At 59.2% G+C, this 24,748-nt stretch carries 25 protein-coding genes and 2 tRNA genes; 12 read left to right on the top strand and 15 right to left on the bottom strand.

The features are described from left to right. Positions 1 to 203: 203 nt before the first annotated feature. The 5 genes from PMI31_RS18570 (at position 204) to recX (ending at position 3,688) form a co-directional block, all read left to right on the top strand. Positions 204 to 938, top strand: a complete 735-nt coding sequence (locus tag PMI31_RS18570) for a LexA family transcriptional regulator (RefSeq protein ID WP_043302484.1) — start codon at positions 204 to 206, stop codon at positions 936 to 938. Between the two features lie 173 nt (positions 939 to 1,111). Further along, the gene (locus tag PMI31_RS18575) at positions 1,112 to 1,453 is read left to right on the top strand and encodes a phage holin family protein (RefSeq protein ID WP_008019797.1); all 342 of its coding nucleotides are present in this window, start codon (positions 1,112 to 1,114) and stop codon (positions 1,451 to 1,453) included. Positions 1,454 to 1,569: 116 nt separating this feature from the next. Beyond that, the gene (locus PMI31_RS18580; RefSeq protein WP_008019799.1) at positions 1,570 to 2,070 is read left to right on the top strand and encodes a CinA family protein; all 501 of its coding nucleotides are present in this window, start codon (positions 1,570 to 1,572) and stop codon (positions 2,068 to 2,070) included. Positions 2,071 to 2,153: 83 nt separating this feature from the next. After that, positions 2,154 to 3,212 carry a recombinase RecA gene (gene recA, locus PMI31_RS18585; RefSeq protein WP_008019800.1) on the top strand — a complete coding sequence of 353 codons (1,059 nt, stop codon included), beginning with the start codon at positions 2,154 to 2,156 and terminating at the stop codon, positions 3,210 to 3,212. An 8-nt stretch (positions 3,213 to 3,220) separates the two neighbouring features. After that, positions 3,221 to 3,688: a recombination regulator RecX gene (gene recX / locus PMI31_RS18590; RefSeq protein ID WP_008019801.1), complete on the top strand. Its 468-nt coding sequence runs from the start codon at positions 3,221 to 3,223 to the stop codon at positions 3,686 to 3,688. A gap of 45 nt (positions 3,689 to 3,733) precedes the next feature. Here the strand turns inward: recX and PMI31_RS18595 are convergent, their stop codons facing one another. Next, on the bottom strand, positions 3,734 to 4,852 hold the full coding sequence (locus PMI31_RS18595) for a TIGR00730 family Rossman fold protein (protein ID WP_008019802.1): 1,119 nt from the start codon (positions 4,850 to 4,852) through the stop codon (positions 3,734 to 3,736). Positions 4,853 to 5,333: 481 nt separating this feature from the next. On the opposite strand from PMI31_RS18595, the gene PMI31_RS18600 reads away from it, so the two are divergent. Beyond that, positions 5,334 to 5,528 (top strand): hypothetical protein, encoded by a 195-nt coding sequence (locus PMI31_RS18600; RefSeq protein ID WP_008019803.1) that lies wholly within the window; start codon positions 5,334 to 5,336, stop codon positions 5,526 to 5,528. On the opposite strand, the gene PMI31_RS18605 is transcribed toward PMI31_RS18600, so the two are convergent. Next, positions 5,529 to 5,951, bottom strand: a complete 423-nt coding sequence (locus tag PMI31_RS18605; RefSeq protein ID WP_008019804.1) for a quorum-sensing-regulated virulence factor family protein — start codon at positions 5,949 to 5,951, stop codon at positions 5,529 to 5,531. It lies immediately after the preceding gene. A 188-nt stretch (positions 5,952 to 6,139) separates the two neighbouring features. On the opposite strand from PMI31_RS18605, the gene PMI31_RS18610 reads away from it, so the two are divergent. Further along, complete coding sequence (locus tag PMI31_RS18610; RefSeq protein WP_008019806.1) at positions 6,140 to 6,898, top strand: tRNA-uridine aminocarboxypropyltransferase; 759 nt, start codon at positions 6,140 to 6,142, stop codon at positions 6,896 to 6,898. A gap of 78 nt (positions 6,899 to 6,976) precedes the next feature. On the opposite strand, the gene PMI31_RS30810 is transcribed toward PMI31_RS18610, so the two are convergent. Beyond that, positions 6,977 to 7,123 (bottom strand): hypothetical protein, encoded by a 147-nt coding sequence (locus tag PMI31_RS30810; protein WP_157213290.1) that lies wholly within the window; start codon positions 7,121 to 7,123, stop codon positions 6,977 to 6,979. Here PMI31_RS30810 and erdR point away from each other — a divergent pair. Next, positions 7,116 to 7,766: a response regulator transcription factor ErdR gene (gene erdR / locus PMI31_RS18615; protein ID WP_008019807.1), complete on the top strand. Its 651-nt coding sequence runs from the start codon at positions 7,116 to 7,118 to the stop codon at positions 7,764 to 7,766. The two genes, PMI31_RS30810 and erdR, sit on opposite strands and share 8 nt — an antisense overlap. A 75-nt stretch (positions 7,767 to 7,841) precedes the next feature. Then, positions 7,842 to 8,204, top strand: a complete 363-nt coding sequence (locus PMI31_RS18620) for a diacylglycerol kinase (RefSeq protein ID WP_007996906.1) — start codon at positions 7,842 to 7,844, stop codon at positions 8,202 to 8,204. Here PMI31_RS18620 and PMI31_RS18625 read toward each other — a convergent pair. After that, on the bottom strand, positions 8,201 to 9,127 hold the full coding sequence (locus PMI31_RS18625; RefSeq protein ID WP_043302480.1) for a LysR family transcriptional regulator: 927 nt from the start codon (positions 9,125 to 9,127) through the stop codon (positions 8,201 to 8,203). The genes PMI31_RS18620 and PMI31_RS18625 overlap by 4 nt on opposite strands. 122 nt (positions 9,128 to 9,249) lie before the next feature. Here PMI31_RS18625 and fpr point away from each other — a divergent pair, with 122 nt between their 5' ends. Then, complete coding sequence (gene fpr / locus PMI31_RS18630) at positions 9,250 to 10,029, top strand: ferredoxin-NADP reductase (protein WP_003443014.1); 780 nt, start codon at positions 9,250 to 9,252, stop codon at positions 10,027 to 10,029. A gap of 186 nt (positions 10,030 to 10,215) precedes the next feature. Here fpr and tsaA read toward each other — a convergent pair whose 3' ends face one another. The 6 genes from tsaA to rimO all read right to left on the bottom strand — a co-directional run bounded on the left by tsaA (position 10,216) and on the right by rimO (position 15,463). Next, the gene (tsaA, locus tag PMI31_RS18635) at positions 10,216 to 10,914 is read right to left on the bottom strand and encodes a tRNA (N6-threonylcarbamoyladenosine(37)-N6)-methyltransferase TrmO (RefSeq protein ID WP_008019810.1); all 699 of its coding nucleotides are present in this window, start codon (positions 10,912 to 10,914) and stop codon (positions 10,216 to 10,218) included. Positions 10,915 to 11,098: 184 nt separating this feature from the next. Continuing rightward, positions 11,099 to 11,869: an SDR family oxidoreductase gene (locus tag PMI31_RS18640; RefSeq protein WP_008019811.1), complete on the bottom strand. Its 771-nt coding sequence runs from the start codon at positions 11,867 to 11,869 to the stop codon at positions 11,099 to 11,101. 215 nt (positions 11,870 to 12,084) lie between these two features. Then, the gene (locus PMI31_RS18645; protein ID WP_008019812.1) at positions 12,085 to 12,555 is read right to left on the bottom strand and encodes a DUF1456 family protein; all 471 of its coding nucleotides are present in this window, start codon (positions 12,553 to 12,555) and stop codon (positions 12,085 to 12,087) included. 76 nt (positions 12,556 to 12,631) lie between these two features. Beyond that, positions 12,632 to 13,342, bottom strand: a complete 711-nt coding sequence (locus PMI31_RS18650) for an rRNA pseudouridine synthase (protein ID WP_043302481.1) — start codon at positions 13,340 to 13,342, stop codon at positions 12,632 to 12,634. Positions 13,343 to 13,540: 198 nt separating this feature from the next. After that, positions 13,541 to 14,014 carry a GNAT family N-acetyltransferase gene (locus PMI31_RS18655; RefSeq protein ID WP_008019814.1) on the bottom strand — a complete coding sequence of 158 codons (474 nt, stop codon included), beginning with the start codon at positions 14,012 to 14,014 and terminating at the stop codon, positions 13,541 to 13,543. Between the two features lie 111 nt (positions 14,015 to 14,125). Beyond that, positions 14,126 to 15,463, bottom strand: coding sequence for a 30S ribosomal protein S12 methylthiotransferase RimO (gene rimO / locus PMI31_RS18660; RefSeq protein WP_007971167.1), 1,338 nt, complete (start codon positions 15,461 to 15,463; stop codon positions 14,126 to 14,128). A gap of 292 nt (positions 15,464 to 15,755) precedes the next feature. On the opposite strand from rimO, the gene PMI31_RS18665 reads away from it, so the two are divergent. Further along, positions 15,756 to 17,657, top strand: a complete 1,902-nt coding sequence (locus tag PMI31_RS18665; protein ID WP_008019815.1) for a potassium transporter Kup — start codon at positions 15,756 to 15,758, stop codon at positions 17,655 to 17,657. 185 nt (positions 17,658 to 17,842) lie between these two features. On the opposite strand, the gene PMI31_RS18670 is transcribed toward PMI31_RS18665, so the two are convergent. The 4 genes from PMI31_RS18670 to PMI31_RS18690 form a co-directional block, all read right to left on the bottom strand. Continuing rightward, on the bottom strand, positions 17,843 to 19,138 hold the full coding sequence (locus tag PMI31_RS18670; protein ID WP_008019816.1) for a virulence factor family protein: 1,296 nt from the start codon (positions 19,136 to 19,138) through the stop codon (positions 17,843 to 17,845). Next, complete coding sequence (gene mprF / locus PMI31_RS18675; protein ID WP_008019818.1) at positions 19,138 to 21,780, bottom strand: bifunctional lysylphosphatidylglycerol flippase/synthetase MprF; 2,643 nt, start codon at positions 21,778 to 21,780, stop codon at positions 19,138 to 19,140. The genes PMI31_RS18670 and mprF overlap by 1 nt, the downstream gene beginning before the upstream one ends. A 278-nt stretch (positions 21,781 to 22,058) precedes the next feature. Beyond that, positions 22,059 to 22,135, bottom strand: a tRNA-Met gene (locus PMI31_RS18685). Positions 22,136 to 22,359: 224 nt separating this feature from the next. Beyond that, positions 22,360 to 22,436 (bottom strand) — tRNA-Met (locus PMI31_RS18690). Between the two features lie 301 nt (positions 22,437 to 22,737). On the opposite strand from PMI31_RS18690, the gene dinB reads away from it, so the two are divergent. Then, positions 22,738 to 23,799, top strand: coding sequence for a DNA polymerase IV (gene dinB / locus PMI31_RS18695; RefSeq protein WP_008019819.1), 1,062 nt, complete (start codon positions 22,738 to 22,740; stop codon positions 23,797 to 23,799). Between the two features lie 129 nt (positions 23,800 to 23,928). On the opposite strand, the gene PMI31_RS18700 is transcribed toward dinB, so the two are convergent. Continuing rightward, a partial coding sequence (locus tag PMI31_RS18700) for a hypothetical protein (protein WP_043302483.1) occupies positions 23,929 to 24,748 on the bottom strand: 820 nt, incomplete at its 5' end.

Raw genomic sequence — 24,748 nt, forward strand, 5'->3', positions numbered from 1 at the left:
GTCAGGAAGCTCGTTGAAAGAGGTGGGGCAAAAGCAGGGCAATGGCCGGGCTTTTCCGCGATGGGCGCAAGGTTACCATGGGCGGTCTGCCCGACGCAGGCGCCACGGCCGGGTGACATCCTTTATGATGCAAAAATCATGTTATGCATCGATCATGCAAATCGGCATTGTCTTCTTCGAGAAGTGCAAGCACTATGCGCGTTATGCAAAAACGCAACGTATCTACCGTATTAAGAGCATTGCTCGATCAGCACGGGATCTCCCCTACGGAGCTTTACCGTCGTACCGGCGTGCCTCAATCCACGCTCTCGCGCATTCTCAGCGGGAAGATCGTCGATCCTTCGGATAAGCATATTTCGAAGATCGCCGAGTATTTCTCGGTGAGCACCGACCAGTTGCGTGGTCGCGCAAACGTCGCGCCTGCCGCTAACGCCGGGCGCGCTCCTGTGCATTCGGAACTCAAGGATATAAGTCTGTGGGACGACGATACCCCTGTCGATGACGACGAGGTGTCGGTCCCCTTTCTTCGCGAGGTTGAATTGGCTGCGGGATCAGGAAGATTCGTTATCGAGGAGAGCGAGCGCTCTAGTCTGCGCTTCGGCAAACGAAGCCTGCGCCATAACGGCGTGCAGTTCGACCAGGCCAAATGCGTGACAGTTCGGGGCAACAGCATGTTGCCGGTACTGCGCGACGGCGCCACGGTCGGGGTCAATGCCGGCAAGTGCGGCATTGGCGATATCGTTGACGGCGACCTTTATGCAATCAATCACAACGGTCAATTGCGGGTGAAGCAACTCTATCGCCTGCCGACCGGGATTCGCTTGCGCAGCTTCAATCGCGATGAGCATCCGGACGAAGATTACACCTTTCAGGAAATCCAGGAGGAGTCGATTGTTATCCTCGGACATGTCTTCTGGTGGGGTATGTACGCCCGCTAACCCCCATCCGTTTAGATCAAACCCGCTTCCCGAGCGGGTTTTTTTCGTGTGCTGAAAGCATTGGATATACTTTATTAATGCGTTTGTGCATTGACTGAGTATGCATCAGTGCATAGTCTTGTTGCCTGACCATTCAAGAATACGGTGTGATTACTCACTCAAGGAGGCATGAAATGACCGCTGAGCAATATGCGTTGCTGGACATGCCTCTGTGGCTGGTCATCAGCCTGCCAATACTGGGTGGCGCTACCGGTGAATTGTGGCGTGCCGATAAAGAGGGCGTTCGTGGCTGGCCCCTTGTCCGACGCCTGGGCCTGCGGTCTGGATCCAGCATGATCTGCGGCGCCTCGGTCATCATGTTGCTGCACGCCGCCAATGTTTCCATTTGGGCTGCGTGTGCAGGTGGTTGTTTAACGGCGATGGCCGGGACAGACGTCGTTTTAGGGTTGTATGAGCGTTGGGCGGCCAAGCGTATGGGTATCGCTCAGGTTCCGGCCGGTGAGGTGGAAGATTGATTGTCCGAGCCCCTTTCCAGAGCCTCTGATTCCTTACATTTTGATCGGTCCTGTCGCTTGCAAGTGCGGTCTGCTCGTGTACGGTTAACCTCATCCCGCCCGATCAGGAGATGACCGTGAACGAAATCACCCAGCTCGCCGCCGAACTTGGCAGACGCTTGCAGGTTCTCAATGCCCACGTCACCACGGCGGAGTCCTGCACTGGCGGAGGCATCGCCGAGGCTATTACCCGTATCCCCGGGAGTTCGGCCTGGTTCGAGGCCGGTTATGTCACTTATTCCAATCGGCAGAAAACCCTGCAACTGAATGTCCCGGTGGAGTTGTTCACCACTGTGGGCGCGGTCAGTCGCGAGGTGGTCGAGGCGATGGTCAGGGGCGCGCAGGAAAAGAACCGGGCGTATTTTTCCGTGGCGGTCAGTGGCATAGCCGGGCCGGATGGTGGAACGCCGGGCAAGCCGGTTGGCACGGTGTGGCTGGCCTGGGGCGTCGGAGATCAGGTGTTCTGTGAGCGGCAGCACTTCCCGGGCAATCGCAACGACGTCCGCCGACAAACGGTGAAGGCCGCGCTAGAGGGGCTGCTGAGGTATGCCGCGGCAGAAATCTCAAATCAGGGGTAGGCGATCCGGAAACGCTGTGGAATAATACTGGCTACTTATACAGGTGTTGGCCGTCAGGCCTTATTGATTACGTGAGGACTTTAATGGACGACAACAAGAAGAAAGCCTTGGCTGCGGCCCTGGGTCAGATCGAACGTCAATTCGGCAAGGGTGCCGTAATGCGTATGGGCGATCAGGACCGTCAGGCGATCCCGGCCATCTCCACTGGCTCTCTGGGTCTGGACATCGCTCTCGGCATCGGCGGTCTGCCAAAAGGCCGTATTGTTGAAATCTACGGTCCTGAATCTTCCGGTAAAACCACGCTGACCTTGTCCGTGATCGCCCAGGCTCAAAAAGCCGGCGCGACCTGCGCATTCGTCGACGCTGAACACGCCCTCGACCCTGAGTACGCCGGCAAGCTGGGCGTCAACGTTGACGACCTGCTGGTTTCCCAGCCGGACACCGGCGAGCAGGCCCTGGAAATCACCGACATGCTGGTGCGCTCCAACGCGGTTGACGTGATCATCGTCGACTCCGTGGCCGCCCTGGTGCCAAAGGCTGAAATCGAAGGCGAAATGGGTGACATGCACGTGGGCCTGCAAGCCCGTTTGATGTCCCAGGCGCTGCGTAAAATCACCGGTAACATCAAGAACGCCAACTGCCTGGTGATCTTCATCAACCAGATCCGTATGAAAATCGGCGTGATGTTCGGCAGCCCGGAAACCACCACCGGTGGTAACGCGCTGAAGTTCTACGCATCGGTTCGTCTGGACATCCGTCGTACTGGCGCGGTGAAAGAGGGTGATGAAGTCGTCGGTAGCGAAACCCGCGTCAAGGTTGTGAAGAACAAGGTGGCTTCGCCGTTCCGTCAGGCCGAGTTCCAGATTCTTTACGGCAAGGGCATCTACCTCAACGGCGAGATGATCGACTTGGGGGTTCTGCACGGTTTCGTTGAGAAGTCCGGCGCCTGGTATGCCTACGAAGGCACCAAGATCGGTCAGGGCAAGGCCAACTCGGCCAAGTTCCTGGCGGATAACCCGGAAGTCGCCGCGAAACTTGAGAAGCAGCTGCGTGACAAACTGCTGTCTCCGGCATCGGTAGCGGAATCCAAAGCTTCTGCGGTCAAAGAGACCGAAGACGACCTGGTTGACGCTGATATCTGATCGAAGCGATGACCGCCGTACTCGATACACTCGTCGCGGTGCGGCGAACCGCAATGGACCTGCTCGCACGACGCGAGCACGGTCGTGTCGAGCTGACGCGTAAACTGCGTCAGCGCGGCGCCCCCCCTGAAATGATCGAAACAGCACTCGACCGGTTGACGGAAGAGGGGTTGTTGTCCGAAACCCGTTACCTCGAAAGTTTCGTTTCCTACCGCGCCCGTTCCGGTTATGGCCCTTTACGCATTCGCGAAGAATTGAGCCAGCGTGGCTTGCAGCGTACCGATATTGAACTCGCCCTGCGTGAGAGCGGTATCGACTGGCAGGAGCAACTGGCCGATACCTGGCGACGCAAGTTCTCAGGACAATTGCCGACAGACGCTCGGGAGCGAGCGAAACAAGGCAGGTTCCTGGCGTATCGGGGATATTCCATGGAAATGATCAACCGCCTGTTCAGCGGTCGAGGGATGGATGATTGAACTGAAACGGCCCGCTATTTCGATAGCGGGCCGTTTTTTTATGCCTCACGTAACTTTTGACGGCTCCCGTGTGCGCTGCTGTACCTGGGCTTTTGATTGTGTCCAGTTTTCCGGCAGGTTGATGTAGTCCACAAGCTCGCGCAGGCGGCCGTGATTGCGGGCGTTGAAGTTGAAGACCAGCCGCGCCAGATGGCTGAATTCGGCTTCGTCGTGTTCTGCACCGCTGTAGGCATGCTGATGGAAATGATCGTTCAGACACAGATCGGCGAAAGCCACCTGTATGTGTTCGAGTGCGCTGTCGCTAAGTGCGTGATTCATGCGAATCAGGAACTGGTGCTTGAGCCAGCGACTGGAGTGGAAGTTGCCGTAGAACTGGTTGATGTGCTCTACCGCTTCTTCGACGTTGTAGACCAGTTTCATCAGCTTCATGTCAGTGGGCAGGATGTAGTGGTTTTCCTCCAGTTGCTGGTGAATGAAGTCCAGTGCGCCTTGCCAGAATTTGCCGCCCGGCGTGTCGAGCAGCACCACTGGTACCAATGGGCTTTTGCCGGTCTGGATCAGCGTCAGCACCTCCAGCGCTTCATCGAGGGTACCGAAGCCACCCGGGCACAGCACCAGGGCATCGGCTTCCTTGACGAAGAACAGCTTGCGGGTGAAGAAGAAGTGGAAGGGCAGCAGGCTGGTCGTGCCGTCGACAGTGGGGTTGGCATGCTGTTCGAACGGCAGCGTTATGTTGAACCCCAGGCTGTTTGCCAGTCCGGCGCCCTCATGGGCGGCGGCCATGATGCCGCCACCGGCGCCAGTGATGACCATCATGTCCGAGCGCGCCAGCGCAGCGCCGAGTTCCCGGGCCATGCTGTAGAGCGGATGTTCCATGGGGGTACGGGCCGAGCCGAAGACAGTGACCTTGCGCCGCCCCTTGAATTGTTCGAGCACGCGAAAAGCCTGTTCCAGTTCGCGCAGGGCTTGCAGGGTGATTTTGGCATTCCAGCGGTTGTGGTCTTCCTGGGCCATGCGTAGCACGGTCAGGATCATGTCGCGGTAGATCGGGGTGTTCGGGCTGTTGGGAGAAATCAGCTTGAGCTGTTCTTCGACCTTGCTGATGAGGTCGTGGCCGCTTTCTTCAAAATGACGGCTCAGGAGGTCATTCGGTTGGTAAGGCATTCAACTTCTCCTTCTGCACAGAACCCTCGGCCCGACAACGTACGTCGATGCCACGACACTTCATGTGTCGCTGTCTGCCCCGGCCCATGCCTGGGCGATCTACTTGACCCGAAAAACACCGGATCATCCAAACAGGCTCTGTTTTTTCCTTGGATGAAAGAAACATTCGCACAATACGACAAACGACGGGCAGCCCCTTTCCAGCCCTGAAAAAGTGAACGTGGATACCTGAAATCTAGACCTTCACAGTGATTTGCGCTGACTTGATCATTGCGCCACAAAGTCTTTCCTGGCAACCGCTTATTGACGATATGCAAGGTGGTTTCACCGCTCGTCCGAACGTACGTCGCATGTGCTGCACTCTGATTTACTAAGTTACAGGTGTCACACGACAGCTTTGCGTCAACGGCATGGCGCACGGTACAAGCGGTTCAAGGATTTATCGCTCAAACGAGAGTGAGGTGCAGGGAGGCGGGATACCATGACCAGAATCGTTCTGGAGATCGATACGCAGCTGTATCGATTGCTGAAATCATCAGCCGAGACCAATCATTTGAGTCTCGAAGAGGAGTGCTGCCGGCGTTTGCGTGGCGGCGAACGCCGTTCGCATTACTTGCAGGCGCTGCTGGCGGAATTGCGCGCCGAAGATGAACAACGGCGCGCCAATTCGCGGTGATTACTTTTTCTTCTTGGTCGGTTGCAGGCAATCCGATTCCTGGAAGCTTGCGGAGCCGACCGGACGGTTGGTCTTCACCTCGGTGAAGTCGTAACGCATGATCGCGCCCTTGGCCATCAGCTTGCGAAACCCTTCGTTTCTGCAGACAGAAGCTCCCAGCTGGAAGTACACCGCTTTCGGGTCTGCACGCATCTTGTCGGCGTGGCTGCTCTGCACGCTCAGATGGTTGATCAGCTGTTTGCCTTCAACGGTGTAGCCTTGATCGAGTATGTCTTCGTTGATCGCTCGTGGAGTGCCGACGCTGCTCTGGGTGGCGACGTTTTGCAGCATTTTGTTCAGTTCCGTGTCTTTCAGGGACGCCGCCTGGGCGTTGAAGGACGACGCCAGCAAAATGGCCGCGGTAGGAACGATAAGGCGCAGCATGAAACTCTCCTGGTTCAGTGATGGGGGTTTGACCCGTCACGTGACTGTGCGTTCAGTGGCGGCGAATTATAGGGGAGGCAGGCTGGACGGTACAGGCTTGCGCCGGGCGGTCTGTTAAACTGCTGGCACTTTTTACCCTGTCGAGTGTTTTTCGTGTCGATTTCCCTTCTCTGCGGGCGTTGCCCGCTATGAGTCATACCCCTGCGCGCTTTGCCTTGAATGCCGTAGCCCGCCTGCGCGATCAGCGCGAGGAGGAGGGCATCAAGCCGATTCAGGCCCGCGGCTGGCGCGCGCCGCGTTGCCGTGATTGCCGGGTGATCGAGAGTCACTGCCTGTGCGCATGGCGTCCGCAGGTCGCTACCCGCTCCGGCGTGTGCCTGATCATGACCAACAAGGAAGTGTTCAAGCCGAGCAACACAGGTTGGCTGATCGCCGACGTGGTCCCTGACAACCATGCCTTCATCTGGTCCCGTACGGAGGTCGATCCGAAGTTGCTGGCGCTGTTATCCGACCCGCAATGGCAGCCTTACCTGGTGTTTCCGGGGGAGTACGTCGCGCCTGAGCGTGTGACAAACAGCGTGGATGTCGATGACACGAAGCGCCCGTTGTTCATTCTGTTGGATGCGACCTGGACCGAAGCGCGGAAGATCTTTCGCAAGAGTCCCTATTTCGATCGCTTGCCGATCCTAAGCCTGCTGCCCGAGAAACTCTCCCGCTACCGGTTGCGCCGCTCGACCCGCAGCGAGCATCTGTGCACGGCGGAAGTGGCGGCGCTGTGCCTCGACCTTGCAGGCGATGTAGCCGCAGCCTCGGCGCTGGATGCCTACTTCGATGTGTTCAGCCAGCACTACCTCGACGCCAAACATCAGTTGGACATGAACGTTTCGACCCCGGCGCATGTCGAGTTGATGCCCTATGTCCAGCCGGTCACAGCATTGATGGACTGATTGTCGCGGATACTGCAATAAAGTGTACCGGCCCTGCTGCTTGACCACCCCGGCTTCGCTGGGCATGCTTGGCGCCGATTAGGGTGCGGCCAGAGTTTGCAACGCGTTTTTTGCGTTGAGCGTGCCTTGTAAGTGCAGCTCCGTGGCTGTGCCTTGAGTTGCTTTGGCGAAATCCGAATGCAGCGGGCGTTCCATGAAAAACAGGATCATTTGAAAAATGGCCACATACGAAATCCTGATTGCCGATGACCACCCACTTTTTCGTAGTGCCTTGCATCAAGCGCTGACACTGGGCCTTGGCCCGGATGTCCGTCTGGTGGAAGTGGCGAGCATCGCCGAGCTGGAAGTCCGCCTGACGGAAAAGTCCGACTGGGATCTGGTACTGCTGGACCTGAACATGCCGGGGGCCTACGGTTTTTCCGGACTGGTCCTGCTGCGCGGTCAGTACCCGCAGATTCCGGTGGTCATGGTCTCGGCCCAGGAAGAGGCGACCATTATGGTCAAGTCTCGTGAGTTCGGCGCCAGTGGCTTCATTCCCAAATCCAGCGACTTGAGTGTGATCCAGAAAGCCGTGCGGGCGGTCCTCGATGGCGACGTGTTCTGGCCGCCGCAGGCGTTCGAAGAGGTCAGCGTCTCAGAAGAGGCGAAGGCGGCCAGCGAAGGTCTTGCCAGCCTGACACCGCAGCAGTTCCGGGTGCTGACCATGGTCTGCGAAGGCTTGCTGAACAAGCAGATCGCCTACGAGCTGAGTGTTTCCGAGGCGACGATCAAGGCGCACGTCACCGCGATTTTCCGTAAACTGAATGTACGGACCCGGACCCAGGCCGCGCTGCTCTTGCAACAACTTGAGTCAATTTCCAGTCATTAAAGGCTGGCGACTTCACGCTTTTTTGACTTTGGTTGAACTAGCTTTCCCACTTCTTTTTTGTCAGTTGCCCACTCTATGTCACCTTTCAAAGGCCAGACCGGCCTGAAACGAATCCTCAATGCCTCCGGTTATTCGCTGGACGGCCTGCGCGCAGCCTTCACCGGTGAAGCCGCCTTTCGGCAACTGGTATTGCTCAACGTCATCCTGATTCCCTTGTCGTTCTTCCTGAATGTCAGCCGGGTCGAGCGGGCGTTGTTGATTGCGGTATGCCTGTTGGCATTGATCGTCGAGTTGCTCAACTCGGCAGTGGAAGCGGCCATCGACCGCATTTCCCTTGAGCGCCACCCACTGTCCAAGAATGCCAAGGACATGGGCAGTGCCGCCCAGTTCGTGGCATTGAGCATGATTGCCCTGGTGTGGGCGGTGATTCTGCTCTAGGCGATCGTTGGCAGTACGATCTCGTCGCTGCGCTGAACCCCGGCGGTGAAGGCGCGGCACAGGTCGAGGAATTCGCGCATCGCCGAGGTCTGATACTTCTGTTTATGCCAGATGAAATAAAACTGTCGCGCCAGATCCAGATCCGGCGTCTCGACAGGCACCAGGCTGCCGCGGCGGAATGCGTCGCGCAAAGCCAGCCTGGAAATGCAACCAATCCCCAGACCTGACTCCACTGCGCGCTTGATTGCTTCGGTGTGCTCAAGCTCCAGGCGGATATTCAAAGAAGTGCGGTGATGGCGCATGGCTTGATCGAAGGTCAACCGTGTGCCGGAGCCTTGTTCGCGCAAGATCCACGCTTCGTGACTCAACTCCTCCATGGTGGCCGTGCCGCGCTTGGCCAGCGGATGCTGAGGGGCGCAAAACACCACCAGTTCGTCCTCGACCCAGCTTTGTACTTCGATGTCCGGGTGACTGCAGTCACCTTCGATCAGACCCAGATCAATTTCATAGTGGGCCACTTGTTGCACGATATTGGCAGTGTTCTGCACGTGCAGCTTCACCTGGCTTTCCGGATGGCGCTGCATGAAGCTGCCGATCAGCAGGGTGGCCAGGTAATTGCCGATGGTCAGGGTCGCGCCCACGGCCAGCGAGCCGAAGCCGGACTTGCCGTTGAGCAGGTCTTCGATTTCCTTGGCCTGGTCCAGCAAGGCCACCGCCTGGGGCAGCAGCTGTTTGCCGAGCGCGTTGAGGCTCAGGCGTTTGCCGGCGCGGTCGAACAGCTGGCAGCTGCACTGGCGCTCCAGTTCGGTGATCGAGGTGCTCGCCGCCGATTGCGAGAGGTTGAGCAGGCCCGCAGCACGGGATACGCTTTCCTGCTGGGCGACGGCGACGAATACTTGAAGTTGACGGAGAGTAAATCGCATATCGATATAACCGATAACCCTTATCTTAATAATCCATTTAACAGATATTGTCGCTGCCATTAGAATGCGATGCAATTGTGCACATCATCGGCGCAGGCAAAATCTCCAGGAGTCCCACGTACATGAGCAACATGAACCACGAGCGTGTCCTCAGTGTTCACCACTGGAACGACACTCTGTTCAGCTTCAAGTGCACCCGTGATCCGGGTCTGCGCTTCGAGAACGGTCAGTTCGTGATGATCGGCCTGCAACAGCCCAACGGCCGCCCGCTTATGCGCGCTTACTCGATTGCCAGCCCGAACTGGGAAGAGCATCTCGAGTTCTTCAGCATCAAGGTGCCTGATGGTCCGCTGACTTCGCAGTTGCAGCATCTGAAGGAAGGCGACGAGATCATCATCAGCAAGAAGCCTACCGGCACGCTGGTACTGGATGACTTGAAGCCTGGCAAACATTTGTACCTGCTCAGCACCGGTACCGGTCTGGCGCCGTTCATGAGCGTCATCCAGGACCCGGAAACCTACGAGCGCTTCGAAAAAGTGATCCTGTGCCACGGCGTGCGTTACGTCAACGAAGTCGCCTACCGCGAATTCATTACCGAGCACCTGCCGCAGAACGAATTCTTCGGCGAAGCACTGCGTGACAAGTTGATCTACTACCCGACCGTGACCCGCGAGCCGTTCGAGAACGAAGGTCGTCTGACCGACCTGATGCGCAGCGGCAAGCTGTTCAGCGACATCGGTCTGCCACCGATCAACCCGCAGGACGACCGCGCCATGCTGTGCGGCAGCCCGAGCATGCTCGACGAGACCAGCGAAGTGCTGAACAGCTTCGGCCTGAAGGTTTCGCCGCGGATGCGCGAGCCGGGTGATTACCTGATCGAGCGTGCCTTCGTCGAGAAGTGACCGCAGGTCACCTGTAGGAGCGAGCATGCTCGCGATGCTCGTTAACGATAACGCGGGAAGCCTGACACCCCGCGGCGTCCTCAGGTTTTTCGCGAGCATGCTCGCTCCTACGGAAGAAGATTTGCAGCGCATCTAAAAAGCCCGCATGACCTGAGAAGGTCATGCGGGCTTTTTCGTTTCCGGAGTTCAGACCGTTGCGGGAATCACCTCGAGGACTCGGATCAAATCCGGCGTCGGGTAGTGCCAACGCACATCCAGATCCCAGAACTGCGCGCCATATTCCCGCTCGGGTGCAGGCGTTTGATAGGCCGGGCGAGGATCCTGCGCCAAACATTGCTCGATCAGCTCCACCAAGGGTTCTTCAAGGCGTTGAGCGTGCCTGTGAGCCTGTTCCAGGGCAGTGTCCGTCCACTGCACGGGAGTCAGCTGCGGCGCGGCGCTGGCGATGCTGTTGGTGGCTGTAGCGATGATGTCGGCATAGGGCACGTAGGGTTTGATATCGAGAATCGGCGTGCCATCGAGCAGATCGATGCCCGAGATCCACAAACGGTTGGCTTCGACCTTGTCCAGTTTCACCACTGACTGCCCGATGCCATTGGGGCGATGGGTTGCGCGGGTGGCAAACACGCCCATGGACTTATTGCCGCCGAGGCGAGGAGGGCGGACCTTCAAGCGTGGCTTTTCCTCCAGGGCCTGGTGGAACAGGAACAGCAGCCACACGTGACTGACCTGCTCCAGGCCCTGCACCGCGTCCCCTTGATCGAACGGTGTCACCAGTTCCAGCACCCCGCGGGCGGCCGGGGCCAGCTGCGGCTGGCGCGGAATGGCGAACTTCTCCTTGAAGCAGGAGCGCACGAAGCCGATGGGGGAAACGCTGTAGGTCATGGTTTGAGGTCGAGGCGGGATTTAAGGCAGGCATGATAACCCGATCAACCCTGGCATCGGTGTCGACTGTGAGTCCGCTATCGCGGGCAAGCCCGCTCCCACAAGGTTTTGTGTATGTCGCAGGATCCATGCACGACACATAACCTGTGGGAGCGGGCTTGCCCGCGATGGCCGCACCGCCGATCTAGAGACTGAATCCGCCATCCAAAGGAATAATATTTCCAGTCATATAGGCCCCGGCAGTACTCGCCAGGCTGATCGCCAGCGCCGCCATCTCTTCCTCGCGACCCCAACGCTTCATCGGGATCAACTCCGTATCCTGCGCCAGCGCCTGCTCATCATTGCCAATGTGCTGGGTCATCTTGCTCGGAAAGCGCCCTGGAGCGATCACATTGACGTTGATGTGCTGGCTCACCAGTTCGCGCGCCAGAATCCTCGACAGTTGATGCAGCGCAGCCTTGCTCGGCCCGTAGGCATACGCCTGTTCACCGAAGGATGAAATCCCAGCCACTGAGCCAATGTTGATGATCCGCGCGGGATTCTGTGCCGAGCCGGCCTTGCGCAGCAGGGGCAGGAATTGCTGGATACAGTTGAATACCGACGTCACGTTGAGTTGCATGACTTTTTCCCAGCCCTTGACCGGGTAGCTCTCCAGCGGTGCACCCCAGGTGGTGCCAGCATTGTTGACCAGGATGTCCAGATGGCTGATCTGCTCGCCCAGGCGTGTGGCCAGTTGCAGGACGCCCTCTTCGGTGGCGAGGTTGGCCGCCATGGCGTGGCAGCGTCCAAGCGCTGCGAGTTCATCGGCGGTCTGCTGGCAGGCCTCGGCATCGCGAGCACAGACGTACACGGTGGCGCCCGCCTCGACGTAGGCCTTGGCGATCATCTTGCCGATACCACGGGTGCCGCCGGTCACCAGGGCGGTGCGGCCTTGCAGGGAAAAGTAGGGGTGCATGGCGAATCCTGAAAACTGAGGTCTTTACACCCTAGTCGTCAGCCGCCAGAAGCGGAGCCACTATTTTTGCGCGGAATGAGGGAGCATACGACTGTGTAGGAGCTGGCTTGCCAGCGATGGTCGTTAACGATAACGCGGATTCACTGGATCACCGCGGCGTTATTGAGTTCTTCGCTGGCAAGCCAGCTCCTACAGAAAACAGATGTGTCTTGAGCTTATTGCGGGCGCACTCGCAGGGTCAGCCCCTTGAGGAAGTTGCGCAGCAACTGGTCGCCGCACGGGCGATAGTTGGTGTGGCCGAACTTGCGGAACAGCGCGCTCAGCTCAGGCTTGGACACCGGGAACTCGGCGGCCTTGAGGATCGCGTGCATGTCGTCTTCTTTCAGCTCGAACGCCACCCGCAGCTTTTTCAGGATGATGTTGTTGGTCACGGGCACTTCGATCGGTTGCGGCGCACGGCTTTCGTCCTTGCCACGCTTGAAGATCACCAGACCGTCGAGGAAATGCGCCATGACTTCGTCCGGGCAGCGTACGAAACCTTCCTCGTCTTCCTCTTTCTTGTCGAGGTAGGTCACCAGGTCCGGCAGGGCCACGTCCAGGCCGCCGAGCTTGATGATCTCGATGACTTTCTTGTCGCTGATGTCGAGCATGTAGCGCACGCTGCGCAGTACGTCGTTATGAATCATGTGTGCAGTCCTGATAATTCAGCTATGGGCGCCGCTGAAAACAGCAGCGCCGAAAGGTGTGGCGGCGCGGGAAGCCTTAGAACTTCTCTTTGCCGGACAAGTAGCGCCATTGCCCCACGGGCACTTTGCCGATGGACACACCGCCGATACGGATGCGGCGGATGGCGACGACCTTCAGGCCGACGGCCTGGCACAGCTGGGCGATGATGCCCGGTTGCGGGTTCTTCATGGCAAAGCGCAGGCGGTTTTCGTTCTGCCAGCTGGCCTTGACCGCCGGCAACTCCTTGCCCTTGTAGGTCAGGCCGTGATTCAGGCGGTTGAGGCCGTGAGCCACCATCTCGCCTTCAACCTCGACCACATACTCTTGCTCGATCTTGCTGGAGTCGGCGGTGAGTTTGCGCAGGATTTTCCAGTCCTGGGTGAACACCAGCAGACCGCTGGCGTTGGCCTGCAGGTCGGTGCTGGCGGTCAGTCGCAGGAAGTGCCCGCGCAACGGGCGCTTGCCGTAGCGGTGTTCTTCGCTCAGGGTCTCTGCGCCGAGGGTGGCCATGGCGGTGTCTGCGTCCATGCCGGCGGGCACATTCAGCAGCAGGGTCACCGGTTCCGGCGCAGTGGCCTTGGCTTCTGGATCAAGCTCGACTTTCTGGGTGTCGACCTTGAATTGCGGTTCGTCGATGACCTCACCGTCGACGGTGACCCAGCCGCCCTCAATGAACAGCTCAGCCTCCCGACGGGAACAGCCGACGAGTTCGATGAGGCGTTTGGAGAGACGAATCGGGTCAGTCATGTCAGGGCCGTAACAAAAAGGGGGTGGGCATTGTACCTGCCTGGCGCCGGTTAATCGCGATTCCATTTCAGCTCAGGGCTCTTTTGTAGGAGCTGGCTTGCCAGCGATGGATTCAAGAGCACCGTGTTTATCCTGAAAGAACGCGGCGCTCTCTCATTCTTCGCTGGCAAGCCAGCTCCTACAGTTGTACGTGTTGTGTCAGCCCTGTTGTGAAAGCTTCTGGTTTTGGCGCAAACGCATGTGCAGCAACGGATACGGTTGCCCCATGCCATCGACTTCCGAGCGGCCGATCACTTCGAAACCCTGCTTGAAGTAAAAACCGAGGGCCTGCGGGTTCTGTTCGTTGACGTCCAGTTCGTCGGCGTTCAGGTGTTCCAGGGCATAGCGCAACAGTTTCTTGCCCAGGCCCTGGCCGCGATGGTCAGGGTCGATGAAGAGCATTTCGACCTTGCCGGCCGCGACGCCGGCGAACCCGGTGATGCGTTGGTTCGAATCCTTGGTGCAGATCAACATCACCGCATCGAGGTAACGGGTCAACACCAGGTTTTTCAGCAATTCGATGTAACTGTCGGGCAGAAAGTCGTGGGTGGCGCGGACCGAGGCCTCCCAGACCCGGGTCAGTTCTTCGTAGTCGCTGAATTTCGGCGTGTGGATGACCGAATGCTGACGCATGCCTGTCTGCCCCTGATGCGTGAGTGATGTGATTCCGTTCAATCTCAAACGATAGCCGTAAAAAAGCCCCGCATCTCGTCAAGAGAGCGGGGCTTTGCGTATTTTTTGCGTTTAGATCTGTTCAGCCCACAGGTCGTATTCGTCGGCGTCGGTCACTTTGCACCAGACCTTGTCGCCCGGCTTGAGGTTGCTGCCGTTGTCGATGAATACGTTACCGTCGATTTCCGGGGCGTCGAAGAAGCAGCGGCCTACCGCACCTTGCTCGTCGACTTCATCGACCAGCACTTCGATCTCGCGGCCGATGCGCATTTGCAGGCGCGCCGAGCTGATGGCCTGCTGGTGCGCCATGAAGCGCTCCCAACGATCCTGCTTGACGTCGTCCGGGACGACTTCCAGGTCCAGGTCATTGGCCGGTGCACCTTCTACCGGCGAGTACTGGAAGCAGCCGACGCGGTCGAGCTGGGCTTCGGTCAGCCAGTTCAGCAGGTACTGGAAGTCTTCTTCGGTTTCGCCGGGGAAGCCGACGATGAAAGTCGAACGGATGATCAGGTCCGGGCAGATTTCGCGCCAGTTCTTGATGCGCGCCAGGGTCTTGTCTTCGAACGCCGGGCGTTTCATCGACTTGAGCACTTTCGGGCTGGCGTGCTGGAACGGGATGTCCAGGTACGGCAGGATCTTGCCGGCAGCCATCAGCGGGATCAGCTCGTCAACGTGCGGGTACGGGTAAACGTAGTGCAGGCGAACCCAGACGCCAAGGGTGCTCAGGGCTTCGCAGAGTTCGGTCATGCGGGTTTTCACCGGCGCGCCGTTCCAGAAACCGGTGCGGTATTTCACGTCGACGCCGTAGGCGCTGGTGTCCTGGGAGATCACCAAAAGCTCTTTGACGCCGGACTTGACCAGACGCTGGGCCTCGTCGAGCACATCGCCTACCGGACGGCTGACCAGTTTGCCGCGCATCGACGGGATGATGCAGAAACTGCAGCTGTGGTTGCAGCCTTCGGAAATCTTCAGGTAGGCGTAGTGGCGCGGAGTCAGCTTGATGCCTTGTGGCGGTACCAGGTCGATCAGCGGGTTGTGATCCTGGCGTGGCGGCACGACTTCGTGCACGGCATTGACCACTTGCTCGTACTGCTGCGGGCCGGTCACGGCCAGCACGCTCGGGTGTACGTCGCGGATGTTGCCTTCTTCGACGCCCATGCAGCCGGTCACGATGACCTTGCCGTTTTCCTTGATGGCTTCGCCGATCACTTCCAGGGACTCGGCCTTGGCCGAGTCGATGAAGCCGCAGGTGTTGACCACCACGACGTCGGCGTCCTGGTAGGTGGACACGACGTCATAGCCTTCCATGCGCAGCTGGGTAAGGATGCGCTCGGAGTCGACCAGTGCTTTGGGGCAGCCCAGGGATACGAAGCCAACCTTTGGATTGGCCGACGCAGGAGTGGTGGACATGTCTAACCTCGGTATTTTGTGACGCCTCGTGCCGAGTGCGGCAAGACGACGGACGGGCGCTTACTTGGCGCCTCTGATCAAAAAGTGCGCAATTCTAGCGATGGTAAGCGCACTTGACCAGCTTTATGCAGGGAAATACGACGAGTGCTGCGCTATGCTTCGCGCCGTTACGCTTTACTGTTTTTTTACAGTCAACAAAACGTCTGTAACGTGAAGTAAAACAGCGCATGCTGCACGACAAAGCATAGTGCTTCTTTCAAAGAAGCCCGAGTCTGGGTAGTAGGAGTGGTGGATGGGTCAGGCAAGTAGTCAGACTGCGGGCGCCGAGCATTCGGCGGTCAAGCCGATCGGTATGCTGGTCGCGGCAGTCGGGGTGGTTTATGGCGATATCGGCACCAGTCCGTTGTACACCCTTAAAGAAGTGTTTTCCGGAGGCTATGGCGTGCCGGTCAACCATGACGGGGTGCTGGGGATTCTGGCACTCATTTTCTGGTCGCTGATCTGGGTCGTGTCGATCAAGTACATGATGTTTGTACTGCGCGCCGACAACCAGGGCGAAGGCGGAATCATGGCCTTGACCGCGCTGGCGCGGCGGGCGGCGGCGGGGCACGCCAGATTGCGCACGTTGCTGGTGGTCTGCGGACTGATTGGTGCGGCGTTGTTCTATGGCGACAGCATGATCACCCCGGCGATCTCCGTGCTGTCGGCGATTGAAGGCCTGGGCCTGGCATTCGAGGGCATCGATCATTGGGTCGTGCCATTGTCGCTGGTGGTGCTGGTCGCGCTGTTTCTGATTCAGAGTCACGGGACCGCGCGCATCGGCATTCTGTTCGGGCCGATCATGGTCACCTGGTTCCTCGTGCTGGGCGCACTGGGTGTCTATGGCATCAGCCAGCATCCAGAAGTCCTGCAAGCGATGAATCCGGTATGGGGTGTACGTTTCTTCATGGTCCATCCGGGCATGGGCGTGACGATTCTCGGCGCCGTGGTGCTGGCATTGACCGGTGCCGAAGCGCTGTACGCGGACATGGGCCACTTCGGCCGCAAGCCGATTGCACGTGCCTGGTTCATCCTGGTACTGCCGGCGTTGGTGCTGAACTACTTCGGCCAGGGCGCCTTGCTGCTGGGCGACCCGGAAGCTGCCCGTAACCCGTTCTACCTGCTGGCACCGAGCTGGGCATTGATCCCGCTGGTCGGTCTGTCGACCCTGGCCACGGTGATTGCCTCGCAAGCGGTGATTTCCGGTGCGTTCTCCCTGACCCGTCAGGCGATCCAGCTCGGTTACATTCCGCGCATGCACATCCGGCACACCTCCAGCGCCGAACAGGGCCAGATCTACATCGCCGCGGTGAACTGGGCGCTGATGGTCGGTGTGGTGCTGTTGGTGTTGGGTTTCGAATCCTCCGGAGCTCTCGCCTCGGCCTATGGTGTGGCGGTGACCGGGACCATGCTGATGACCAGCATTCTGGTGTCCGCGGTGATCCTGCTGCTGTGGAAATGGCCACCGGTGCTTGTGGTCCCGATCCTGTTGGGTTTCCTGTTGGTAGATGGTGTGTACTTCGCCGCCAACGTGCCGAAAATCATTCAGGGCGGTGCATTCCCGGTAATCGCCGGTTTCGCCTTGTTTGTGCTGATGACCACCTGGAAGCGCGGCAAACAATTGCTGGTGGAGCGTATCGATGAAGGTGGACTGCCACTGCCGATCTTCATCAGCAGCATCGCCGTGCAACCGCCGCATCGTGTTCAAGGTACCGCCGTGTTCCTGACGGCTCGGCCGGATGCCGTGCCCCACGCGCTGTTGCACAACCTGCTGCATAACCAGGTGTTGCACGAGCAGGTGGTGCTGCTGACGGTGGTGTACGAAGACATCCCGCGGGTGCCGCCATCACGACGGTTCGAGGTCGATGCCTACGGCGAAGGTTTCTTCCGGGTGATCCTGCATTTCGGCTTCATTGATGAGCCGGACGTGCCCCAAGCGTTGAAGCTGTGTCATCTCGATGAACTGAACTTCAGCCCGATGCGCACCACGTACTTCCTCAGCCGCGAAACGGTCATCGCCTCCAAGCTTGAAGGCATGTCGCGCTGGCGCGAGGCGCTGTTTGCGTTCATGTTGCAGAACGCCAACGGCAACCTGCGTTTCTTCAATCTGCCGTTGAACCGGGTGATTGAACTGGGTACGCAGGTGGAAATGTAAACCTGATCCTGTAGGAGCGAGCCTGCTCGCGAAAAACCGGAGTTCACCGCGGACATTCAGGCAGCCAGCGTTATCGTTGACGACTATCGCGAGCAGGCTCGCTCCTACAGGGATTTGTGGCGTTGAATGAAAAAGCCCCCGCTATCGTGAGATGGCGGGGGCTTTTTCATTCAGCGGGGCTCAGATCACTCTTGAGCTTGCTCCTCTTTGGCTTGACGCTTCTCGATCACATCCACCAAACGCTTGGCCAACGCCGGGTAGTTCTCGTCGAAGTGGTGGCCGCCAGGCAGCTTGATGGCTTCGCCCACTGCCGTCTTGTCGGTGCAGCCACTCTCGTCGGTTTCCTCTTCACCGTAGATGCACACCACTTTGGCGGCTGGCAGCTTGGCCATTTCCGGGCCGGTGGCGGCTTCTTTGCCGGCGTTGCCGAGCCAGCCTTCGACTTCGATCTCGAAGCTGCCGGTACGGGCGAAGGCCAGCAGGATGATCGCGTCGACGCGTTGCTGCTCGGACTCGGCCAGGCGGTTGTAGATCGCCGGCAGGACATCGGCGCCGAACGAGTATCCGGTCAGGATGAAGCGCTTGGTGCCCCATTTCTGCCGGTAGTGTTGCATCAGTTCAGCCAGGTCCAGCGCGCTTTGCTCCGGGCTCTTGTGTTGCCAGTAGTAGCGCAGGGTATCGATGCCGACCACCGGGTAGCCGATCTTGGCCATCTCGCCCGCCACATCGCGGTCGAGGTCGCGCCAGCCGCCGTCACCGGACAGGAACAGGGTCACGGTGTCCCTGGCCTGGCCGGCGGGCACTTCGACCACCGGGATCTGCAGGCCGCCAGCGGCCTTGTCGCCACCGACGAGGATCTTGCGCAGTTCGTTGTTCAGCACTTGCGGCAGGTTGATGTCGTAGTCGCTGATGCTGGTTTCGGCGTTCGGTTGATCACGCACGAAGCCGGCACTGGTGTCGTCCGGGTTGTCGTTCCATGCGACCAGCCAATGTCCGTGGGCAGCGCTTTTTGGCAGCAGGTGAGTGCAGCCACCTTTTTCCAGGGCCAGGTCGACCGAGACGGCCTGGGCCTTGTCATTCTTCTGCTCGGACAACCAGCGCCAGGCCAGCACGGCACCCGGGCCGATACCGCTGACCAAGGTCGCCGGGCCTTTGAGTTCTCTGAGGCCCGATTGCAGGGCGCGGCTTTGCAACAGGCAGTCCTTGGGCAGGATCACCTGGACGATTTGCGCCGAGCCACTGCGGCTCAGGGTCAGCAATTGCTTGTCACTGAGCTTCTGGTCTTCGTTGATCGCCACCAGCACCTGGGCGCGAGGCGTAGTGCCGGGGATGACACGGGTCATCGCCGCACCATCGGCCGGGGTCAGCAATTCGAGGGTCGGTTCCGGTGCCGGGCGTTTCAGGTACCAGTAACCGCCACCGAGAATCAGGGCCACTATTACCAGTGTGCCCAATACATACCGCAAGGAGCGTTGAATCATCAGCGTTTCACCAATCCGGTCAAGCCGCCCGCGATCAGGGCAGCAGTGTCGGCCAGCGCAACCAGCGGATCGAGTCCGGCGGGCACGGCCATATAACGGGGTTCCCAATCAGGCTGGAACTTGTCTTTGAAGCGGCGCAAGCCTTGGAAGTTGTAGAGCTGCTCACCACGGCGGAATACCATCGAGCCCAGGCGCTGGGTCAAGGGTGCGCCGCGACGGGGTTGCAACCCCGACAACGGCACCATGCCCAGGCTGAAGCGCGCGTATCCATGATTTTTATAATGCTGGATCAGGCCGACCATCATGAACTCCATGGTCAGCTTCGGGGCGTCCGGATGCGCGCGCATCAGGTCGAGGCTGGCCAGGTCGTGGCCGTAGGTCTCGAGCAAGTTGGCGAATGCGACCGGGCGACCTTCGAAACGAATCACCGCGATGCGGAAATACTTGAGGTAGTCATCGCCGAAGCGACCCAGCGAAAAACCTTTCTCCCGGACGTTTTTGCCGGTCAGCCAGGCGTCGGAAATCACTTTGAGCTCATCCATCGGCGCGTGGCCCGGCTCAAAGATTTCCAGCGAGAGGCCGTCACGGGTGCCGCGGTTCCAGGTGTAGCGCAGGTCTTTCATCTCCTTGCCCTTGGCTTCGAGATCAAACCGCTTGAGATCGACCCGGGCTTCTTCGCCGAGCTTGATCGCGGTCAGGCCGATGTCCATGTAGTACGGCAGGTTCTCTGCGCGCACCTGATAGAACACAGGACGGGCGTGGTGGATGTCGCACAGGTCGCGGAACTGCCAGATCATTTCCGCCCGTTGCTGGCCCGGGCCGATCGGGTCATACAACGCCACCAGGCTGCGGCCACGGCGGGCGTACATCAGGAACGCTTCGTCATTGGGGTGAAACAGCAGCGCCTTGTCTCCGGTCAGGGCCAGGCCGCCATCCGGTTGGGCCGATGCCATGAGGATCTTGCTGGCGCGCTCCAGTTCGTCGGGCGTCGGCAGGTGAATGACCGGACGCGCGGTGCGCAGCAGCCAGGTCAGCGACACCACCACCAACAGCACGGCAGCCCCGAGCAGCGAGCGCAGGCCGCGAGGGGCATCGGCATCCAGGGTGAACTGCCACCAGAGCTGGTGGCTGTACGGAACGTCCTGATAGGCGAACAGCAGCAACCAGATCGACGCACCGAGCACGCACAGGCTGGCCACCAGGTACAGCGGCGAGAACGGCACTTCGGTCAGGCGGCTGGGGCGATAGAATGAGCGGCGGAATACCCCGAGCAGGCTCGCTGTCAGCACCATCAGGCTGGCTTCTTCCCAGTCGAAGCCTTTGAGCAGTGAGAGCAGGGCGCCGACCAGCAACAGAATGGTGGTCAGCATCCACGCAGCCGACAGCCGGCGGCGCAGCCCCTGGGCCAGCAACAGACAAAGAACGCCGACCAGGCTGGCGCCAAAGTGCGAAGCATCGACCAGTCGATGGGGGATCAGAAACCCGATGTGTTCCAGGCGGGTATCGATTTCCGGGGTGGCCCCGGAGAACAGCAGGACAACGCCGGACAGGAATACCAGCACCGCCAGGATCGGAGCCGCCAGGCCTGAGGCTGCGCGCAATGTCTGGCGTGTCTGGAACAGGCGCTGACCTTCGTTGATCAGCAACAGCAGGCAGGCCACCAGCAAGGGCAGGACCACGTAGATCAAGCGATAAAGCAGCAGGGCGGCCGCCAGTGGTGCGGCACCCAGGGTATCGGAAAACGCCGCCAGCAAAATCGCCTCGAACACCCCGACACCGCCCGGCACATGGCTGAGCACCCCGGCGGCGAGGGCCAGCAGGTAAACCAGAAGGAACGCACCGAAGGGTGGCGTTTCCGGCAGCAACAGATAAAGCACGGTCGCGGCGGCGGCTACGTCCAGGGCGGTGATGATCAATTGCAGGAACGTCAGGCGGCTCCCGGGCAAGCGCAAGGTGCGGCGCCCGACCTTGACCAGCAGGTTGTCCGGGTACGGCTGTTCCGGCAGGCGACGACGGTAGATGCCGATGGCCAGCACCGAAAACAGCACGAGCACGGCGCTTGCCACCACGCCCAGCAACGTCTCGGAGAGCCCCAGGGCGGTGGACGCGGCCGGCAGGTCGCTGAGTGTCGCCAGGGCGGCCAGCGGCGGCAGGGCGCAACCCAGCGAGAGGCTGGCGAACAGTGTCATGCGGGCGACTTCACCCGCTCCCACACCATGGCGGGCATAGAGGCGATAGCGAACCGAACCGCCCGACAACATTGAAAGACCGATGGCGTTGCCGATGGCAAAGGCCGTGAAACCGCCCAGTGCCAGTGTGCGCGGTGCCAGGCTCACGCCGGCATAGCGGCTGGCCGACCATTCGTAGCCGAGCAGAATGATGAAACCCACTACAGTGGCGGCCAGGGCGCCCATCAAGGCAGGTTGTGGAACTTCGAGGATCGAATCGTGCAGCGCGTAAAGGTCGAGTTCGCTCAACAGGTGGCGACAGGCAATCAGCGCGATTGCGAACAACAGCAGGGTGATCGCCAGGCCAATGGGTTGACGGTACTTGCTCAACAGATCAAGCAGGCGCAGACGTTCGGCCTTGATCGGTTGTGTCGCTGTGACAGTGTCTTGTGAATCAGACGAGTTGGCGCGCATCAATCACCTCTTGGATTGTGCGCGACAGGATGGGGGTATCCAGCCAAGTTACCAATCCCTGTAGAAAAAAATAATCACAAATATTAACGCCTATCACCGGGCAGCGGGGACGGCGCGACATCAGTCGTGAAGGCTTCAGCCTGCGATAGAGCATAGTCTGAACCCGGCGCATGGGTGACCCCAAACGGCTTGTTACACAGTGACAGATCATTGTTGCGAAAGGACTTTTTCAACAGATACAAAAAAGGCCACTCTTTCGAGTAGCCTTTTTTGATGTTTGGTTGCGGGAGCCGGATTTGAACCGACGACCTTCGGGTTATGAGCCCGACGAGCTACCAGACTGCTCCATCCCGCGTCTGTGTGGCGGCATTCTATAGAGTAATGCCGGGGTGTCAACCGTTAATCCTGAAGCAGGTCAAATAAACGTTGAATCGCGGCAAACGGTCGCAGCCGTGGCCTAAGTTTCGGAATCAGAACGATTTCTGCTTTCTGCTCGATTGAGCAGGTTGGCTGGTTTCGGTGCTGCAAAACAAGCGCGCACAAAAAAGGCCACTCTTTCGAGTAGCCTTTTTTGATGTTTGGTTGCGGGAGCCGGATTTGAACCGACGACCTTCGGGTTATGAGCCCGACGAGCTACCAGACTGCTCCATCCCGCGTCTGTGTGCCGGCATTCTATAGAGATACGCCAGGGTGTCAACCTTCAATTCAGATAAAACCTGTTCCGCTTCAATCGGTTAGCTTGTCGAAGGGCGGGTTGGTCAGCCTGCGAGGCAGGCGGGGCAAGGCCTGCGGCTCTATCGTGAGTGTTTTTTCGATTGAAAAAATAAATTCACCAACGACATTTCCCACGAGTCGAAAAGAACATTCAGACTACTGGTGCTATATACAGGTGTCGGTGAGATACTGCATATCCGTCATACCCAGACGCCTTTTCCTTGCCATGAACACTGCTTTGCCATGACTCAGCGAAAGATCATCCACGTCGATTGTGACTGTTTCTACGCCGCCATTGAGATGCGTGACGACCCGCGGCTGGCCGGCAAGCCATTGGCCGTGGGCGGGTCCGCGGATCGGCGTGGGGTGATCGCTACCTGCAATTATGAGGCGCGAGCGTACGGGGTGCGTTCGGCAATGTCCTCTGGGCATGCCTTGAAACTGTGCCCGGACCTGATCATTGTCAAGCCACGTATGGATGCCTATAGAGAAGCGTCCAGGGAAATTCACACGATCTTTCGCGACTACACCGAGATCATCGAGCCGCTCTCACTCGATGAGGCGTACCTCGATGTGTCGGACAGCGCGCATTTCGCGGGCAGTGCGACACGAATCGCCCAGGATATCCGGCGCCGGGTCTCCAACCAATTGCATATCACCGTGTCGGCGGGTGTGGCGCCAAACAAGTTTCTGGCCAAGATCGCCAGTGACTGGAAAAAGCCCAACGGCCTGTTCGTCATTACTCCGGACCAGGTCGAGGACTTTGTCAGTGGCTTGCCGGTGAGCAAATTGCACGGGGTCGGCAAAGTCACCGCCGACAAGCTCGGCAAGCTGGGTATCTCCGACTGCCGGCAATTGCGCGAGTGGGACAAGTTGGCGCTGGTGCGTGAGTTCGGCAGTTTTGGCGAGCGGCTCTGGAGCCTGGCCCGTGGGATCGATGACCGCGTGGTGCATAACGATAGTCGCCGTCAGTCGATCAGTGTTGAAAACACCTACGACGTTGACCTGCCGGACCTGAAGAGTTGCCTGGACAAGTTGCCCGAGCTGCTGGAGACCCTGGCCGGTCGCATGGCACGAATAGACAGCAGTTATCGTCCGGGCAAGCCATTCGTCAAAGTGAAGTTCCACGATTTTACCCAGACGACATTGGAGCAGGCCGGGGCAGGGCGGGATCTGGGAAGTTATCAGTTGATGCTGACACAGGCCTTCAATCGCGGCGGTAAACCGGTGCGGTTATTGGGCGTCGGCGTGCGGCTGGAGGACTTGCGGGGCGGGTTCGAGCAGATGGAGTTGTTTGAGCGGTAGTTCGGAGGTGAATCTGCGGGCCCTTTCGTCGGATCGCCGCCCGGAGCAAGCCCGCTCCCACAATAGATCGCGGATCAACGGTGGGAGCGAGCCGGCTCCGGGCGGCTTTCCGACGAAGCTTTTGGCTTTTTAGTTCAGCCCCGGATTCGCCACCAGTCGTTCGCCATTGCGGGCCAGCGACTTGAGGAATTCGCTCTGCAATTCGGGATCATTGCGCGTCAGTTCGATCAGGCTCTGTTCCAGCTCGCTGGCTTCTTCTTCAAGACCCAGTTCCGACAGGCGTTTGACCCGGTGTACCCACTGACTCACCTCATCGCCTTCGAGGTCGTCGTAGATCAGGCCGTGGGCCTCATACAGCTTGCTGCGCAGGTTGCTGCTGATGGCCAGGGTGGAATCGCTGTGCACGTTGCCCTGGGCATCCTCGACACGGATCAGCAACCGGCTCAGATGATTGATGTCATGTTCGGCGAACGGGCTGTCCAACAGATTCAGGCGCAACACGCCGTTTTTGTCGGTGGTCAGCTCGAAGGTTTCCTTGCCGGCCTTGACCTCGACCGGACGCTCGCTCCAGGGCAGGCTTGAATACTCAGTGCGTTTGTCGCGCTGGACTTCACCAATACCGGCCAGGTTTTGCTGCGCGCGGCCGTGGGACTGCACGTTCATGAACGGGTTGAGCCCGGCGAAACCGTAGCTCAGCCAGTCCTTGGTCATGCTGTCCGGCAGATTGCCGAGGGTGAACACATTGACCACGTTGGCACCGATACCCGCCACCACGGCCACCGCGCCCAGCGGGATTTCGTAAATTTCCCGCCAGGGTTGGTACGGCGTATAGCGGTCGTAGTGACGCGTGACTTCGTACTCGGTGACTTCGAACGTCTTCTGCTCGTGGATTTTCACCCGCCGTTGCGGCAGGTCAAGCACCTTGGGCTCACCGACATCGATCTGCAGG

It is taken from the genome of Pseudomonas sp. GM55, assembly GCF_000282395.1.
Taxonomy (GTDB): Bacteria; Pseudomonadota; Gammaproteobacteria; order Pseudomonadales; family Pseudomonadaceae; genus Aquipseudomonas; species Aquipseudomonas fluorescens_CC.